Origin of the sequence: Pseudomonas moorei, assembly GCF_042846945.1 — a bacterium.
In the GTDB taxonomy this organism is placed as follows: domain Bacteria; phylum Pseudomonadota; class Gammaproteobacteria; order Pseudomonadales; family Pseudomonadaceae; genus Aquipseudomonas; species Aquipseudomonas moorei.
Genome location: NZ_AP035776.1, coordinates 4,320,176 through 4,333,271 on the forward strand (window position 1 = coordinate 4,320,176; position 13,096 = coordinate 4,333,271).

Annotated in this window: 18 protein-coding genes and 1 riboswitch; of the genes, 8 read left to right on the forward strand and 10 right to left on the reverse strand. The window is 59.9% G+C overall.

Features of this window, described 5'->3' with window-relative positions; translation table 11 throughout:
* The first annotated feature begins 886 nt into the window (after nucleotides 1-886).
* Genes ACGJAX_RS20490 through ACGJAX_RS20500 form a run of 3 tightly spaced genes read left to right on the forward strand, consistent with a single transcriptional unit; the run spans nucleotide 887 to nucleotide 2,473 of the window.
* The gene (locus ACGJAX_RS20490) at nucleotides 887-1,282 is read left to right on the forward strand and encodes a tail fiber assembly protein (protein ID WP_390955927.1); all 396 of its coding nucleotides are present in this window, start codon (nucleotides 887-889) and stop codon (nucleotides 1,280-1,282) included.
* Between the two features lie 56 nt (nucleotides 1,283-1,338).
* Nucleotides 1,339-1,920 carry a hypothetical protein gene (locus ACGJAX_RS20495; protein ID WP_390955928.1) on the forward strand — a complete coding sequence of 194 codons (582 nt, stop codon included), beginning with the start codon at nucleotides 1,339-1,341 and terminating at the stop codon, nucleotides 1,918-1,920.
* Between the two features lies 1 nt (nucleotide 1,921).
* Nucleotides 1,922-2,473 carry a glycoside hydrolase family 19 protein gene (locus ACGJAX_RS20500; protein ID WP_390955929.1) on the forward strand — a complete coding sequence of 184 codons (552 nt, stop codon included), beginning with the start codon at nucleotides 1,922-1,924 and terminating at the stop codon, nucleotides 2,471-2,473.
* On the opposite strand, the gene ACGJAX_RS20505 is transcribed toward ACGJAX_RS20500, so the two are convergent.
* Nucleotides 2,466-2,780 (reverse strand): hypothetical protein, encoded by a 315-nt coding sequence (locus ACGJAX_RS20505; RefSeq protein WP_390955930.1) that lies wholly within the window; start codon nucleotides 2,778-2,780, stop codon nucleotides 2,466-2,468. The two genes, ACGJAX_RS20500 and ACGJAX_RS20505, sit on opposite strands and share 8 nt — an antisense overlap.
* Nucleotides 2,781-2,822: 42 nt before the next feature.
* Here ACGJAX_RS20505 and ACGJAX_RS20510 point away from each other — a divergent pair, with 42 nt between their 5' ends.
* The 4 genes from ACGJAX_RS20510 (at nucleotide 2,823) to ACGJAX_RS20525 (ending at nucleotide 5,185) form a co-directional block, all read left to right on the forward strand.
* Nucleotides 2,823-3,338 carry a DUF2514 family protein gene (locus ACGJAX_RS20510; RefSeq protein WP_390955931.1) on the forward strand — a complete coding sequence of 172 codons (516 nt, stop codon included), beginning with the start codon at nucleotides 2,823-2,825 and terminating at the stop codon, nucleotides 3,336-3,338.
* Between the two features lie 313 nt (nucleotides 3,339-3,651).
* Nucleotides 3,652-3,712, forward strand: a riboswitch (Fluoride riboswitch).
* A gap of 140 nt (nucleotides 3,713-3,852) precedes the next feature.
* On the forward strand, nucleotides 3,853-4,236 hold the full coding sequence (gene crcB, locus ACGJAX_RS20515) for a fluoride efflux transporter CrcB (RefSeq protein ID WP_090322306.1): 384 nt from the start codon (nucleotides 3,853-3,855) through the stop codon (nucleotides 4,234-4,236).
* A gap of 10 nt (nucleotides 4,237-4,246) precedes the next feature.
* Nucleotides 4,247-4,594: a DUF190 domain-containing protein gene (locus ACGJAX_RS20520; RefSeq protein ID WP_090322304.1), complete on the forward strand. Its 348-nt coding sequence runs from the start codon at nucleotides 4,247-4,249 to the stop codon at nucleotides 4,592-4,594.
* Between the two features lie 195 nt (nucleotides 4,595-4,789).
* Nucleotides 4,790-5,185, forward strand: coding sequence for a hydrogenase (locus ACGJAX_RS20525; RefSeq protein ID WP_390955932.1), 396 nt, complete (start codon nucleotides 4,790-4,792; stop codon nucleotides 5,183-5,185).
* Nucleotides 5,186-5,324: 139 nt separating this feature from the next.
* Here the strand turns inward: ACGJAX_RS20525 and ACGJAX_RS20530 are convergent, their stop codons facing one another.
* The 9 genes from ACGJAX_RS20530 to ACGJAX_RS20570 form a co-directional block, all read right to left on the reverse strand.
* Nucleotides 5,325-5,531, reverse strand: coding sequence for a hypothetical protein (locus ACGJAX_RS20530; RefSeq protein WP_090322301.1), 207 nt, complete (start codon nucleotides 5,529-5,531; stop codon nucleotides 5,325-5,327).
* A 236-nt stretch (nucleotides 5,532-5,767) separates the two neighbouring features.
* Nucleotides 5,768-6,052, reverse strand: coding sequence for a hypothetical protein (locus ACGJAX_RS20535; protein WP_090322299.1), 285 nt, complete (start codon nucleotides 6,050-6,052; stop codon nucleotides 5,768-5,770).
* Between the two features lie 208 nt (nucleotides 6,053-6,260).
* Complete coding sequence (locus ACGJAX_RS20540; protein ID WP_008055683.1) at nucleotides 6,261-6,491, reverse strand: hypothetical protein; 231 nt, start codon at nucleotides 6,489-6,491, stop codon at nucleotides 6,261-6,263.
* Between the two features lie 131 nt (nucleotides 6,492-6,622).
* Nucleotides 6,623-6,844: a hypothetical protein gene (locus ACGJAX_RS20545; protein ID WP_248916300.1), complete on the reverse strand. Its 222-nt coding sequence runs from the start codon at nucleotides 6,842-6,844 to the stop codon at nucleotides 6,623-6,625.
* Between the two features lie 72 nt (nucleotides 6,845-6,916).
* Complete coding sequence (locus ACGJAX_RS20550) at nucleotides 6,917-7,936, reverse strand: DNA topoisomerase IB (RefSeq protein WP_390955933.1); 1,020 nt, start codon at nucleotides 7,934-7,936, stop codon at nucleotides 6,917-6,919.
* Between the two features lie 76 nt (nucleotides 7,937-8,012).
* A complete protein-coding gene (gene modC / locus ACGJAX_RS20555) occupies nucleotides 8,013-9,092 on the reverse strand; it encodes a molybdenum ABC transporter ATP-binding protein (RefSeq protein ID WP_390955934.1) in 1,080 nt (359 codons plus the stop codon).
* A gap of 3 nt (nucleotides 9,093-9,095) precedes the next feature.
* Entirely contained in the window at nucleotides 9,096-9,776 is a 681-nt protein-coding gene (gene modB, locus ACGJAX_RS20560) for a molybdate ABC transporter permease subunit (RefSeq protein WP_390955935.1), read from the reverse strand.
* Nucleotides 9,777-10,544, reverse strand: a complete 768-nt coding sequence (gene modA / locus ACGJAX_RS20565) for a molybdate ABC transporter substrate-binding protein (protein ID WP_390955936.1) — start codon at nucleotides 10,542-10,544, stop codon at nucleotides 9,777-9,779.
* A gap of 153 nt (nucleotides 10,545-10,697) precedes the next feature.
* A complete protein-coding gene (locus ACGJAX_RS20570; protein ID WP_390955937.1) occupies nucleotides 10,698-11,762 on the reverse strand; it encodes a DUF561 domain-containing protein in 1,065 nt (354 codons plus the stop codon).
* Nucleotides 11,763-12,076: 314 nt separating this feature from the next.
* On the opposite strand from ACGJAX_RS20570, the gene ACGJAX_RS20575 reads away from it, so the two are divergent.
* Complete coding sequence (locus ACGJAX_RS20575) at nucleotides 12,077-13,060, forward strand: MDR family oxidoreductase (RefSeq protein WP_090322281.1); 984 nt, start codon at nucleotides 12,077-12,079, stop codon at nucleotides 13,058-13,060.
* Nucleotides 13,061-13,096 lie beyond the last annotated feature (36 nt).

Consider the following 13,096-nt stretch of genomic DNA (forward strand, 5'->3'; position numbering starts at 1 on the left):
CTTATGTCGCAGCATGACATGAACATCGCCAACGGCCCCGGCGCCACATTCAGGGCGGACCTGAATAATGCACTCGCTGCGCTCGCCTCGCAGAGTAGCGGCGCAGTAGCGCCGATCCCGACATTTCCATGCCAGATATGGGGTGACACTGGGACTGGTCGGTTAAGGCAGCGCGACAGTACCAATGCGCTCTGGATTGATTTAGGACCACTAGACTCCACTCGCCCGGCCCCTGGTAGCCTTTTAAATATTAGGAGGTTAACTTCTTCAGGTACCTACACACCGACATCAGGAACTAACAGCATCATTGTCGACCTAACAGGCGCAGGCGGTGGCGGTGGCGGTGTGGCTGCGACCGCCGCCGGCCAAAACAGCTGTGCGGGTGGTGGCGGGAGCGGTAGCCGAACAATCGGGCGCCTGACATCCGGATTTTCCGGCGTCACCATAACAATCGGCGCAGCAGGCTCTGGTGGCGCTATTGGTGCAGCCGGGGGATCTGGTGGCGCCACTTCGTTCGGCACGCTTTTGGTGGCGGGTGGTGGCGGTGGCGGTGCGACGACTACTGCGCCTTCTCCTTACGGTGCGGTCGGTGGAGTAGGTGGCGCGGTAAGTACAGCCGGCAACATATTCAATGGCAATGGCCAGCCGGGAGCCCCCGCTGCCTCCCTCATCGCGAGCAGTTTTTTCTCCGGTACAGGCGGTGCATCACCGCTTGGGGGTGGTGGCGGATTTGGACAGGGCACGTCTACAGCGGCAGGCCTTGCGGCAGCCACTGTCGGTGCCGGCGGCGGCGGTGCGCTCAACGGCGCATCGAGCGCTGGCCAAGTAGGCGGCGGTGGTGGTCCAGGAATTGTGATTGTTTACGAATACGCATAAGGGGTGCCTGATGGGAATTTATGCAGAAGTAAGGGATGGTGTTGTGGTGAATACCGTTGTGTGGGATGGCAACATCTACAACTGGTCCCCGCCAGAAGGGTCTGAGGCCGTGGCCTTGGAAGAAGGATCAGATGTCAGCATCGGCTACCTGTATGACGGCGCCAATTTCACTCCGCCGCCAAAGCCTGCGCCCACGCCCGCTGAAATTCTGATGACCAACACGGCGGCCAAGGATGCGATGTTGGCCGTTGCAACGTTGGCCATCGCGCCACTCCAAGACGCGGTGGATCTTGACGAAGCCACCGCCGAAGAAACTGCCTTGCTCAAGAAATGGAAGCAGTACCGGATTGCGGTCAACCGCATCGATCTGACGATAGCTAGCCCACCCTGGCCCGCACAACCCTGATTCACCTGAGTCGACCCAGCCGCCTTGAGCGGTTTTTTTACGCCTGGAGAATGATCATGCTCGACGTCTGCAAGGCGCTCGTTCAGTGGGTATTCCTGCTGGTGACGAACATCGTTCTCGACCTGATCGGTCTGTTTGTGGTGGCTGCGGCGATCCCTTTCAGGGTGCCGGGTATCAGCGGCAGCGATGGTCGCCCCATCATCAACCTGCCGCGTTGGGCGTGGCTGTTCGGCAACGACTATGACGGGCTGCTTGGAGACAAACGCGGCTGGTGGGCGGCCAATACGCCGTTTGGCTGGCCGGTCGATTCGTTTCTGGCCATGTGGTGGTGGGCTGCGGTTCGTAATCCCGTCAACAACATGCGCTTCGTCAAGCTGTGGCAGGCACCGGTGGCGGGAAGCACGATCACCTACAAGGGCGATTACTTCGTCCGTGACAAGCCGGGTAATGCAGGCTGGCAGTTCGTCAAGACCGAGAACGGCGGCAAGTGCTGGTATGGCTTCTATCTGGTTCGCCAGTGGAATGACGCGCGTGCTTTCGTCATCCGCATGGGCTTCAAGGTACAGCCAGATGATGCCGGCACCGACAGCGAGCCGCTGGGCATGACCACCAAAATCAATCTGTACAAGGCGATCTGACATGCCTATCACCGCGCAGCAGCTGTTGCAGATCCTCCCGAACGCCGGCAAACAAGCCGGCGTTTTTGCGTCTGCGCTGAATTTGGCGATGGAGCGCTACCAGATCAATACCCGGTTGCGCATGGCGGCGTTCATTGCTCAAGTTGGACATGAGTCTGGCCAGTTCCGGTACGTCCGGGAGTTGGGCGGCGACCAATACCTGAGCAAGTACGACACCGGGCCACTGGCCAAGCGACTGGGCAATACGCCCGAGGCTGACGGTGACGGGCAGAAGTACCGGGGCAGAGGCCTGATCCAGATCACCGGCCACGACAACTACTTGGCGTGCAGCAAGGCGCTGTTCGGCGACGACAGGCTGCTTCGGACGCCTGAACTGCTCGAGCAGGCCGAGTGGGCCGCTAAGTCGGCTGCGTGGTTCTGGAATTCACGCAACCTGAACGCTCTGGCCGACGCTGGCGACTTCGTTGGCATCACACGGCGCATCAACGGTGGGATCAACGGCCTGGCCGAGCGCCAAGCCTTCTATGACAAAGCGCTGAAGGTGCTTACTTAGAGTCAGTACCGGGGCCGCCGCCAGCACCAATGCAGGTCCAAACGTTTTTCTCTTCCGGCGACTTAACGTATGAGTTTGACGCCGAAAAGCCGTTTGAGACGCGCGCAGGCTGGGATGGTCCGCCTCCACCGCCGCCTCCAGAGGGAGGCATGTCGATGATGAGCGAGTCATGAGTCACTGAGGCCGTTACTCCGTGCAGAGAAACTGAGTTTGCACCTTTTGCATAAAGGCGCTTGCGTACAGATTGCTCACCATCAGTAATTGATACTGCGATGCCGTCGTAATAGCCAGATTCTTCGGTGCTCATCCCGTACCTCCAGAAATTTTAGACCTCATGTGAGTATACAACATGCCTTCTTTATGGCTGCGAATCCTTCCTTATATAGCTGCGCTCGCATTGGTGGCCGGCGCGCTGTTCGGCGCCTATCACCACGGCGCGACGGTCGCGGATGCCAAGTGGCAGGTCGAGTGGAATGCTCGCGATGCCCGAGACGCCGAGGCCAAGGCTACCAATGAGGCGGCCGAGCGTACACGCGAGCAGGCCTACCAACAGTCAATCAACAAGGCGGTGCAAGATGGCCAACGACTTATCGATCAAGCAACTGCTGATGCTTCCACTGCTCGTGCTTCTGCTGACAGCCTGCGCGGGGCGGCCGACGCTATTGCCGCTCGACTCGCAGCCAGTGCAGCGAGCGGCCATTCCTGCACTGCCGCCGCAAGTCAGGCAGCTACCCGCGCCGCAATGGTGCTTGCCGACGTGCTCAAGCGCGCTGATCAAAGAGCGGGCGATTTGGCTGAAGCGGCTGACCAAGCCAGAGCCAGGGGAATGACCTGCGAACAGGCGTATGATGGTTTGAGCCAGTGATAAAGAACGGCCCAGCGGACGCTGAAAAGTACACTGGATAGCACATTTGAAATTCTATTCGATGTGAATACCCAGTAAACGCTGGTGTTTTCTCGTTAAATTAGGTTCCGGCTTCGGGCACCATGAATATCAAGGGCTTGCATGAGATACCTCATGCAAGCCCTTCTTTCTTTTTTCGCCATCAAAAAGTCTTTTCCGCATTTGCGCCCTGTAGCCGCCTTTGCCTGTCAGTCGTGCACCTGAAACTTTCCTTGGCATGCCCGGCCTGGCTCTGTTTAGTGACGCTTGAGCCCGCGCGGCGGCGTACTATAGGTTCAATACAGGAGATGGCATTCCTCCTTTAACCGCCTTGTGCTGATGATGCCTGCGTCAACCCTGGACAGGGAGCGTAGGCGTGCACCTGTCCTTCAACTCAGGACAGGATCATGACACCCATTCTTCAGCCAGCTTGCTCTTGTGCCAGGCGGTTATTCGCATCCCCTCGGCCAGATCAGCCAGGAGGAGACCTGCAACCATGCTGAAATCACTCCTGGTTATTGCTGTCGGCGCATCACTTGGCGCCTGGCTTCGCTGGCTGCTGGGTATAAAGCTCAATGCGCTGTTCCCGACGATTCCTCCCGGCACTGTGGCGGCCAACATGGTCGGGGGCTACATCATCGGCTTCGCTATCGCGTTCCTGGCCGCATCCCCCTCCCTGAGCCCCGAGTGGCGTCTGCTGGTTATCACGGGTTTCTGTGGGGGACTGACTACCTTTTCCACGTTTTCAGCCGAAACAGTTGCCCTGATTCAGGAAGGCAGGCTCCTGTGGGCACTCGGCTCGGTTTCATTGCACGTCGTGGGCTCATTGGTGATGACCGCTGCCGGGCTCTTGACCTATCAAATGATTGGCATGCGGTGAGGAGATGAAAATGAACGGGTTCCTGGTGATTTTCTTTACTCAACAGAACCGCCGGTATCAGGGGAAAATGCTCGGCGACTGGATCGTTGATCTGGCGAAAGAAATGGGGCTGCGTGGCGCAACGTTGTCCACGGGCATTGAAGGTTTTGGACACACAGGTCGAATGCATTCCTCGCACTTTTTTGAGCTTGCGGATCAACCTACGGAGATTCGCATGGCCATCACCGAGGATGAATCTGAAAGGTTGTTCAGGAGGTTGGAGGTTGAGGACATTTCCGTGTTCTTCTTGAAAACGCCGATCGAAATGGGGTTCGCAGGAAGAAAGGCTGAATCGCTCCAGAGTTTCCAGGCACCCTGAATGCTCATTGCTTGACGTCGTTCAAACTCGACCGGTGAGGGCGATCCGCAAGCCACGTGCAGCCCGCCTCAGGCCCACGCTCTGTCGCAGAACCCTCTAGAGTTGATCTCAGATGGATTGGAGGATCAGCTTCCGGTCAGTCTCGAGAGGCACAAGCTCATGGTTCACACCCGACGCAGATTGATGTGGCATGGCATGTTTCTGTTCTTCCTGGGCCTGTGTACCGGCCTCGTCGAACAGCAATTCAGCAATCCGCGCATGGGGCTTACGGCGCACCTAGAGGGGGTGATGAACGGAATCCTGCTCTTGGCAGTCGGCGCGGTCTGGATGGAGGTGAATCTTTCTTCGCGCAACAAGGCGATTGCTTACTGGACGCTGCTTTACGGGGCCTATGCGAACTGGGCGGTTACGACACTGGCGGCCATTTTCGGCACGACCGCCATGTCGCCGTTCACCGGGGCAAGGCAGGCTGCAAGGGCATGGCAGGAGGGGCTGGTGACCGCCGGTTTTGCGAGTGTGGGGATCGCAATCATCATGGCGGCGCTGTTGCTGCTCTGGGGGTTACGCCAGCTACCACCCGTCAATAAATGAATCCACTCCTTCCGTGGAATGCATGCCCTGGCCGGCGACGTTCAGTTATCCGCATCGGCGGGGAAGGTGCCGGGAGCCTGACAAGCGGCAAAAATGAAAAAGCCCGACATCGGGGCCGGGCTCTCCAATACAAGCAGTTTTAACTCTTTGCGTCACCGGGCGGCGCTGACATGCGCCGATCCGGGCCTGCGGGATTGCCGCTGTTTATCAACCTTCTTTCCAGCAGAATATTTTGCAACGCTTCGCGGTCTGACGGGGTCAACTGGTGCTCTCGTGCTTTGAGTTCCAGCAGGATGGGGCTGGACCATTGACGATAGGTTTGTTCGGCACTACGAGTGGGTGACATCGGTTCCTCCTTGATCAGGCTCCTGTCAAAAAAGGTGTCGCAGTTCGATACGTCTGAGACCCTAGTCGAGGAAGCCGATTATCGCCAATGCAGCGCGTCGGACATCAGCTCCAGAGGTCTAAACAACGTTGAGAGTGCTTTTCTGATCTGGCCGTTTGCGGGAGGCGACCGTGAAGGTGCGGGTGTCGTCCGGGCCGATGAAAATCGGGCCGATTTTATGGGCCCGATGTGTGCGTCTAGACGAAAGCCTGACTGCCAAATCCCCGGGGCAGTCTTTGCCGTCCGGCCATGGCCGCCAACCGTTCGGTCCAGGCCTGGCGCCAGTCAGTGACGATATGCGCGACTTTGGCCTTGCGTGCGGCGCGACGTGCCGCGTTACGCTCGTTCCGGCGTGCTTCCTTGAAAACGTCGGTGTTGCGGCAGCTTCTGCATTTCACCCGGTTGAGTTCACGCGTGGAGGTGAGATTGCTGCCCTTGTGACCGCAGGCCAAATGCCCGCTGACTTTGAAGTGAGTGACCATTAGAACGTCTCCTTGGTGACGTGTAAGCGTTGGACCACTCACAACCAGGGACGTTCGGCATTTGCCGGAGCACAAGAAAATCCCGGCGCGTGGCTGGGGCGAGGAAAAGGTGGAAGGCGATCAGGCAGGCACGCGACCGGTGACGATGGCGTCGCCGATCATGCGTGCCGCGTCGGGCCGTGTCTTCGCATCGAGCGTCCGGATCGAATCATCTGAACCGGGGTAGCGGCGGGTCGACAGGTTTGAGCGACGACAGGGTGTTACGAATCAGCGGCGTATCCTTTTCGATGTCGTTCAGACGATCACGAATTCTGAGGGCTGTCGGATGTCCGCCTTGATGATCGACCCAGTCGGCGATTTCCTTGCACGCCGCAGCCAGGCGAACCTGGCGCGAATCAAGCAAGGTGAGCAGGGTGGTGATGGACTCTTTTTCGGACATGGGAAACACCTCCGCTTAAGAAACCTGGTAGTTAGCAGTAAAAAGCCCGCGGGAGGCGAGCTTTCTACCGACGGGGCGCTGATCCTTCAGCTCCTTTGAGTATAGACCCGTATGGGGCACGCTAGAGCGCGTCAGCCTTGACGGGCCATGACGTGTGACCTGGCATTGAGCTGTCGGCAAACGTGCCGGGCGTCTTCCTCGAGATCGTAACCGTCACCGATGAAGCCGTGGGTTCGGGTATCGGCGATGCGATACCAGACGGCGGCGTCAGGGGGTAGGTGAGCGGTTTCTCCGGCCCGGCGGCCGTGAATGATGATCTTGTTGCATCGCTTCACGACGAAAATGTCTTCCATGGCGTCACCGCAGCTGATTCGTGTACAGATCAACTATAGAAGCCATTTGCAATCGTGCAAAAAATAGACAAGTCAATTCGTCGGTTCAGACACCCATTTCTCCAGCAACATGGCCAATCCGACTTCCTCGGCGCGCAGGCCTTTACGCATTCGTGGCTTGGGCAACTCAGCCAACGCACCCAGTAGAAATCCTTCGAGCACGGCTGGATGGATATAGCACTTGCGGCACACCGCCGGCGTATTGCCTAACTGTCGTGCGACGTTTTTCACCATCTCCACCACATGCCGTTTCGCCTCCGATTCCGGTTGCCATTGCAACTCTCGCAACACCGCCAGGGCGAGCGCGCTGCCGGCCCAGGTGCGGTAGTCCTTGGCGGTGAAGTCGGCACCGGTCAGGGTTTGCAGGTAGGCATTGACGTCGGAGGACGTGACGGTGTGTCGCTCGCCGTTTTCATCGAGGTACTGAAACAGGTTTTGTCCGGGGATCTCCTGGCAGCGCTTGATAATGCGTGCCAGTCGCCGGTCTTTCACGGTGATCTGATGTTCGACGCCACTTTTGCCGCGGAACTGGAACAGGATTGCGCTGCCGTTGATCTCGACATGCCGGTTGCGCAGCGTGGTCAGGCCGTAGGAGCGGTTGTCCCGGGCATATTGAGTGTTGCCGACGCGGATCAGCGTGGCGTCGAGCAAGGTGATGACCGTGGCCATGACCTTGTCGCGGCTGAAGCCCGGAGCGGCCAACAAGGCTTCCAGCCGTTTGCGCAGTTTCGGCAAGGCCAGGCCGAAATCCCGCAGGCGCGAATATTTGTCCAGATCGCGAACCTCACGCCAGCGCGGATGATAGCGGTACTGCTTGCGACCCCGGGCGTCGCGGCCGGTGGCCTGCAGGTGCCCGCGCGGATCGGCGCAGATCCAGACGTCGGTGTAGGCCGGTGGCACCGCGAGGGCGTTGAGGCGCTGGATCTCGTCCGGCTCGGTGATGCGTTGTCCCGTCGGATCGAAATAGCAGAACTTGCCGCGCAGTTTCCTGCGGCTGATTCCCGGTTGGGTGTCATCGACATAGTGCAAGTCGGAAGGCAGCGCATCGGGCATGGCGATAGTCCTTGGCAAGGCGTCAGGGGGCCGTTAAAGGCATTGACCCCACGCCGGCTCAGTCGTGCCAATGCCGTTACGCGAGCACCGCCACGGCTTTGATCTGTGCCCAGAGTTGCTGGCCGGGGTGGACGTTCAACTGGTCGCGGGAGAAGCGGGTGATACGCGCCAGGAGCGGGGTCCCCGCCGCATCGAGACGGATCAGCACATGGGCGGCATTGTCGGCGCCCAACTCGCTGACCACGGTGACCGGCAGGCGATTGAGGATGCTGCTGTGCTCGGCACTGTGCAGGCTCAGGCTGACATCCCGCGCCTGAACCTTGCAACGCAACGCCTGGCCCGTGGCCATCGGCGTGTGCGCCACGCGAATGTTCAAGTCCGTGTCGGGCAGTTGCAGGGTGAGCAATTGATAGTCACTGTCGTAGGCACTCACGCTGCCTTCGATCACCACGCCGGCGTCGTCGCCCAGCGCCAGAGGCAAGTCCAGGCGCGCCAGGGTTTGGCCGATCGGGCCGCTGGCCAGCGCCTTGCCGTTGCTGAGCAGGACGAGGTGGTCAGCCAGGCGCGCCACTTCATCCTGGGAGTGGCTGACATACAACACCGGGATGTCCAGTTCGTCGTGCAGCCGTTGCAGGTAGGGGAGGATTTCGCTTTTGCGCTGGGCATCCAGCGCGGCCAGCGGTTCATCCATCAGCAACAGTTTCGGGCTGGTGAGCAGGGCGCGGGCGATACCGACTCGTTGGCGTTCCCCTCCCGACAGGTGTTGTGGATGGCGATCCAGCAGGTGGCCGATGCCTAACAGTTCGGTTGCGTGGGCCATGTGGACCCGGCGCTGCGGTTTCGGGATACGCTTGAGACCGAACTCCAGATTGCCCAGCACCGACAGATGCGCAAACAGGCTGGCCTCCTGAAACACGTAACCCAGGGCCCGCTTGTGCGGCGCCACGAAAATCTTCCTGTCGCTGTCCTGCCAGACTTCATCGTTGACCTGGATAAAGCCTTGATCGGCCTTTTCCAGACCGGCGATGCAGCGCAGGCAGGTGGTCTTGCCCGAGCCGGAATGCCCATAGAGCGCCGTGACACCACGGCCGGGTAGTTGCAGGTCGACATCGAGGTGGAACCCCGGGTAAGTCAATTTCAGGCGCGTTTGAATCATCACTCAGCTCCAGCCTGCTCTGGTTTTACGGCTGGAGTACAGCGCCAGCAACACCGCGAAGGAGAACACCAGCATGGCCCCGGCCAGCCAATGGGCCTGAGCGTATTCCATGGCTTCGACGTGATCGTAGATCTGCACCGAGACCACCCGGGTTTTATCGGGAATGTTGCCGCCGATCATCAGCACGACGCCGAATTCGCCGACCGTGTGGGCGAAGCCGAGAATGGCGGCGGTGATGAAGCCGGGGCGGGCCAGGGGCAGAGTCACGCTGAAGAAGCTGTCCCAGGGATTGGCGCGCAGGGTCGCGGCCACTTCCAGCGGGCGCGTGCCGATGGCGGAAAAAGCGTTTTGCAGAGGCTGGACCACAAACGGCATCGAGTACAGCACCGAACCGATGACCAACCCCGCAAAACTGAAGGTCAGGGTACCCAGCCCCAGTGATTGGGTGAGCTGGCCGACAAAGCCGTTCGGGCCCAGTGCCAGCAACAGATAAAAGCCGATCACCGTGGGCGGCAGCACCAGGGGCAGGGCGACGATCGCCCCGACCGGGCCGCGCAGCCAGGATTGGGTGCGCGAGAGCCACAACGCAAGCGGAGTGCCGATCACCAACAGGATGACGGTCGTCAGGGACGCCAGTTTCAGGGTCAGCCAGATGGCGGAAAAATCGGCACTCGATAGCGTCATTTAGAGTTGGTAACCGTAGGACTTGATGATGGCGGCGGCTTTTGGCCCTTTAAGGTAGTCAACCAGTGCCTTGGCAGCCGGATTGTCCTTGCCTTTGTTTAGGATCACCGCGTCTTGTTTGATCGGGTCGTGCAGGTTGGCCGGCACGATCCAGGCCGAACCGCTGGTGATTTTACCGTCCTTGTAAATCTGCGACAGCGCGACAAAGCCCAATTCCGCATTGCCGGTGGAGACAAACTGATAGGCCTGGGTGATGTTCTGGCCTTCAACGATCTTGTCCTTGACCTTGTCGGTCAGACCTTCCCTGGCCAGTACCTGGGTGGCCGCCAGGCCATACGGCGCGGCTTTCGGATTGGCAATGGACAGGTGGTGGTACTGGTTGTCGCTCAGGACTTTGCCCAGGGCATCGACATAGCCTTCCTTGGCCGACCACAACGCCAGGGTGCCGACCGCGTAGGTAAAGCGCGAGCCCTTGACCGTGTCGCCTTCGTCTTCGAGTTTTTTCGGGGTGGTGTCGTCCGCCGAAAGGAACACTTCGAACGGCGCGCCGTTCTTGATCTGGGTGTAGAACTGACCCGTCGCGCCGAAGGCGGTCACCAGCTTGTGACCGGTGTCCTTTTCGAAGTCTGCCGCGATTGCCTGGATCGGCGCGGTGAAGTTGGCTGCAACCGCCACCTGGACTTCGTCCGCGTGGGCAGAGCCAAAGGTGAATACAGCGAGAAGGCTGGCCAGACAAGTGGGGGCAAAACGTGAGGCGCTAAGGGACATGAAACGGCTCCGTGACAGGCATTACAGAGAGGGGGTGGTAACGCTATATACGAGAATATATAGCGAAATGCCTGCCAACGGAATGAGTTGCACTGGACTGTGGTGAGGGAGCTTGCCCACTTCACCATAGATTGGTGTTGGCTTGAGGGATCGTCAGCGCCCAAGCAACTTGGCCAACCCTTCTTCGGCAAGCCGTCGGGTCAACTCTGCCGTTGTCATTTCCATCCCCAGCGGGAACGCCTGTCCGGCCCAGAGGTTGCTGAAATCCGCTTCGCCCTTCGCTCGCAAAGGCATCAACGCGCCGCCGGCCAGCGGAAAGGCCGGCGCCTTGTCACTCATCGGCCCCAGCTCGCGCATGACCCGATTGAGGATTCCGCGCGCCGGGCGTCCGGTGAAAATGTTGGTGACGGCGGTCTCGCTTTCCCGGGCGGTGCGCAACGCCCGGTGATGAGACGCACTGACCTTGGCTTCCGAGGTGAACAGATAGGCCGTGCCCACTTGCACCGCCGACGCACCCAACATGAAGGCTGCCGCGACGCCTCGTGCGTCGGCAATGCCGCCAGCAGCGATCACCGGCACCCGTACCGCATCGGCGACTTGTGGCACCAGGGCAAAGACCCCGACCTGGCTGCTCAGGTCATCACTGAGAAACATCCCGCGATGTCCTCCTGCTTCATAGCCCATGGCGATGATCGCATCGCAGCCATGCTGCTCAAGCCAGATGGCTTCTTCGACGGTGGTGGCTGAGGACACGACCTTTGCGCCGGTGGCTTTCACCCGATCCAGCAGGGATTGTTCCGGCAGACCGAAGTGGAAACTTACGACTTCGGGGCGAAATTCTTCGACCACCTCACAGGCCGCGTGATCGAAAGGCGCGCGGTTGGACACTGGCGTCGGCGCATCAAAGTCGACGCCCAGCTCCCGGTAGTAGGGCTCCAGCAGGTTTTTCCAGTCTCGTGCGCGTTGCTCATCGGCAGCCGGCGGCTGGTGGCAGAAGAAGTTGACGTTGAACGGGCGCGAGCTGTGTTGACGAATGGTCGTCAGCTCCGCGCGCAATTGCTCGATGCTGAGCATGGCGGCGGGCATGGAGCCCAGGCCACCGGCATTGCTTGCCGCAATCACCATGGACGACTGGGTGGCACCGGCCATGGGGGCTTGAATAACGGGCAGTTCAATCCCGAACAGATCAAGAATACGCGTGTCTGGCCATGGGTTCATTTGGAAGGTCTCCGACGTTGAAACCGGGCAGGAGGGTTTAAGCGGTTTTGTAGCAGCAAAGGCTGACCCAAGGCCAGTCAAGTTTGCAGCTGAATCAGCGGCGACGCAGCCCGCCACCGGCGCCAAAAAGGTGATGGGTCAGGCATCGATTCGCGAGTTACCGGACGAGCCAGCCTGAACGCCAAAAAAAGCATGGCCGCAGGTCATGGAAAAAACCGGCGGTATTATGGATTGGCTTAAAGTCGAATGCGGCATTTTTTTACGATGTGGTATTTAAATCGCACCACAACGAGTGATCTCACCAGGAGGCAGTCATGTTCCAAGGTATTTTGATCGAGAAAGACGACAGCGGTTACCGCGCCGCGCTGCAGCAGATCGACGACAATCAGTTGCCTGAAGGCAATGTGACCGTGCGTGTCGACTACAGCACCTTGAACTTCAAGGACGGCCTGGCGATCACCGGTAGCAGCCCGGTGGTGCGAAAATTCCCGATGGTGCCGGGGATCGATTTGGCGGGTACCGTCGAAGTCAGCGAGCATCCGGATTACAAGGTGGGTGACAAAGTCCTGCTTAATGGCTGGGGAGTTGGCGAGGGGCACTGGGGTGGCCTGGCGCAGAAGGCGCGTCTGAATGGCGACTGGCTGATTCCGCTACCCAAGGCGTTTACCGCTGCCCAGGCAATGGCCATCGGCACCGCGGGTTATACGGCCATGCTGTGTATTCTCGCGCTGGAGCATAACGGCGTAACCCCCGAGCAAGGCGAAATCCTGGTGACGGGCGCCAACGGCGGCGTAGGCAGTTTCGCCATCGCACTGCTGAGCAAACTGGGTTATCGGGTGGTGGCGTCCACCGGCCGTGTTTCGGAACACGACTACCTCAAGCAACTGGGGGCGAGCGAAATCATCGACCGCGCCACGTTGTCCGAGCCGGGCAAGCCCCTGGCCAAGGAACGCTGGGCCGCGGTCATCGATTCGGTCGGCAGTCACACCCTGGCCAATGCCTGCGCCAGCACCAAGGCCAACGGGACGGTCGCGGCCTGTGGTCTGGCGCAGGGCATGGACTTCCCGGCCTCTGTCGCCCCCTTCATCTTGCGTGGCGTGACCCTGGCGGGCATCAACAGCGTGACGCAACCCAAGGCCAAGCGGGTGCAGGCGTGGGACCGTCTGGCCAGGGATCTGGATTTTGCCCTGTTGCCGCTGATCAGCCATGAAATCGGGTTGAGCGAAGCGATTGAAGCGGCACCACGCTTGCTCGCCGGCCAACTGCGGGGCAGGGTTGTCGTCGACGTCAATCGCTGACAAGGTGGGCGCCATTGCGGCTCGTGGGGGCCGCAT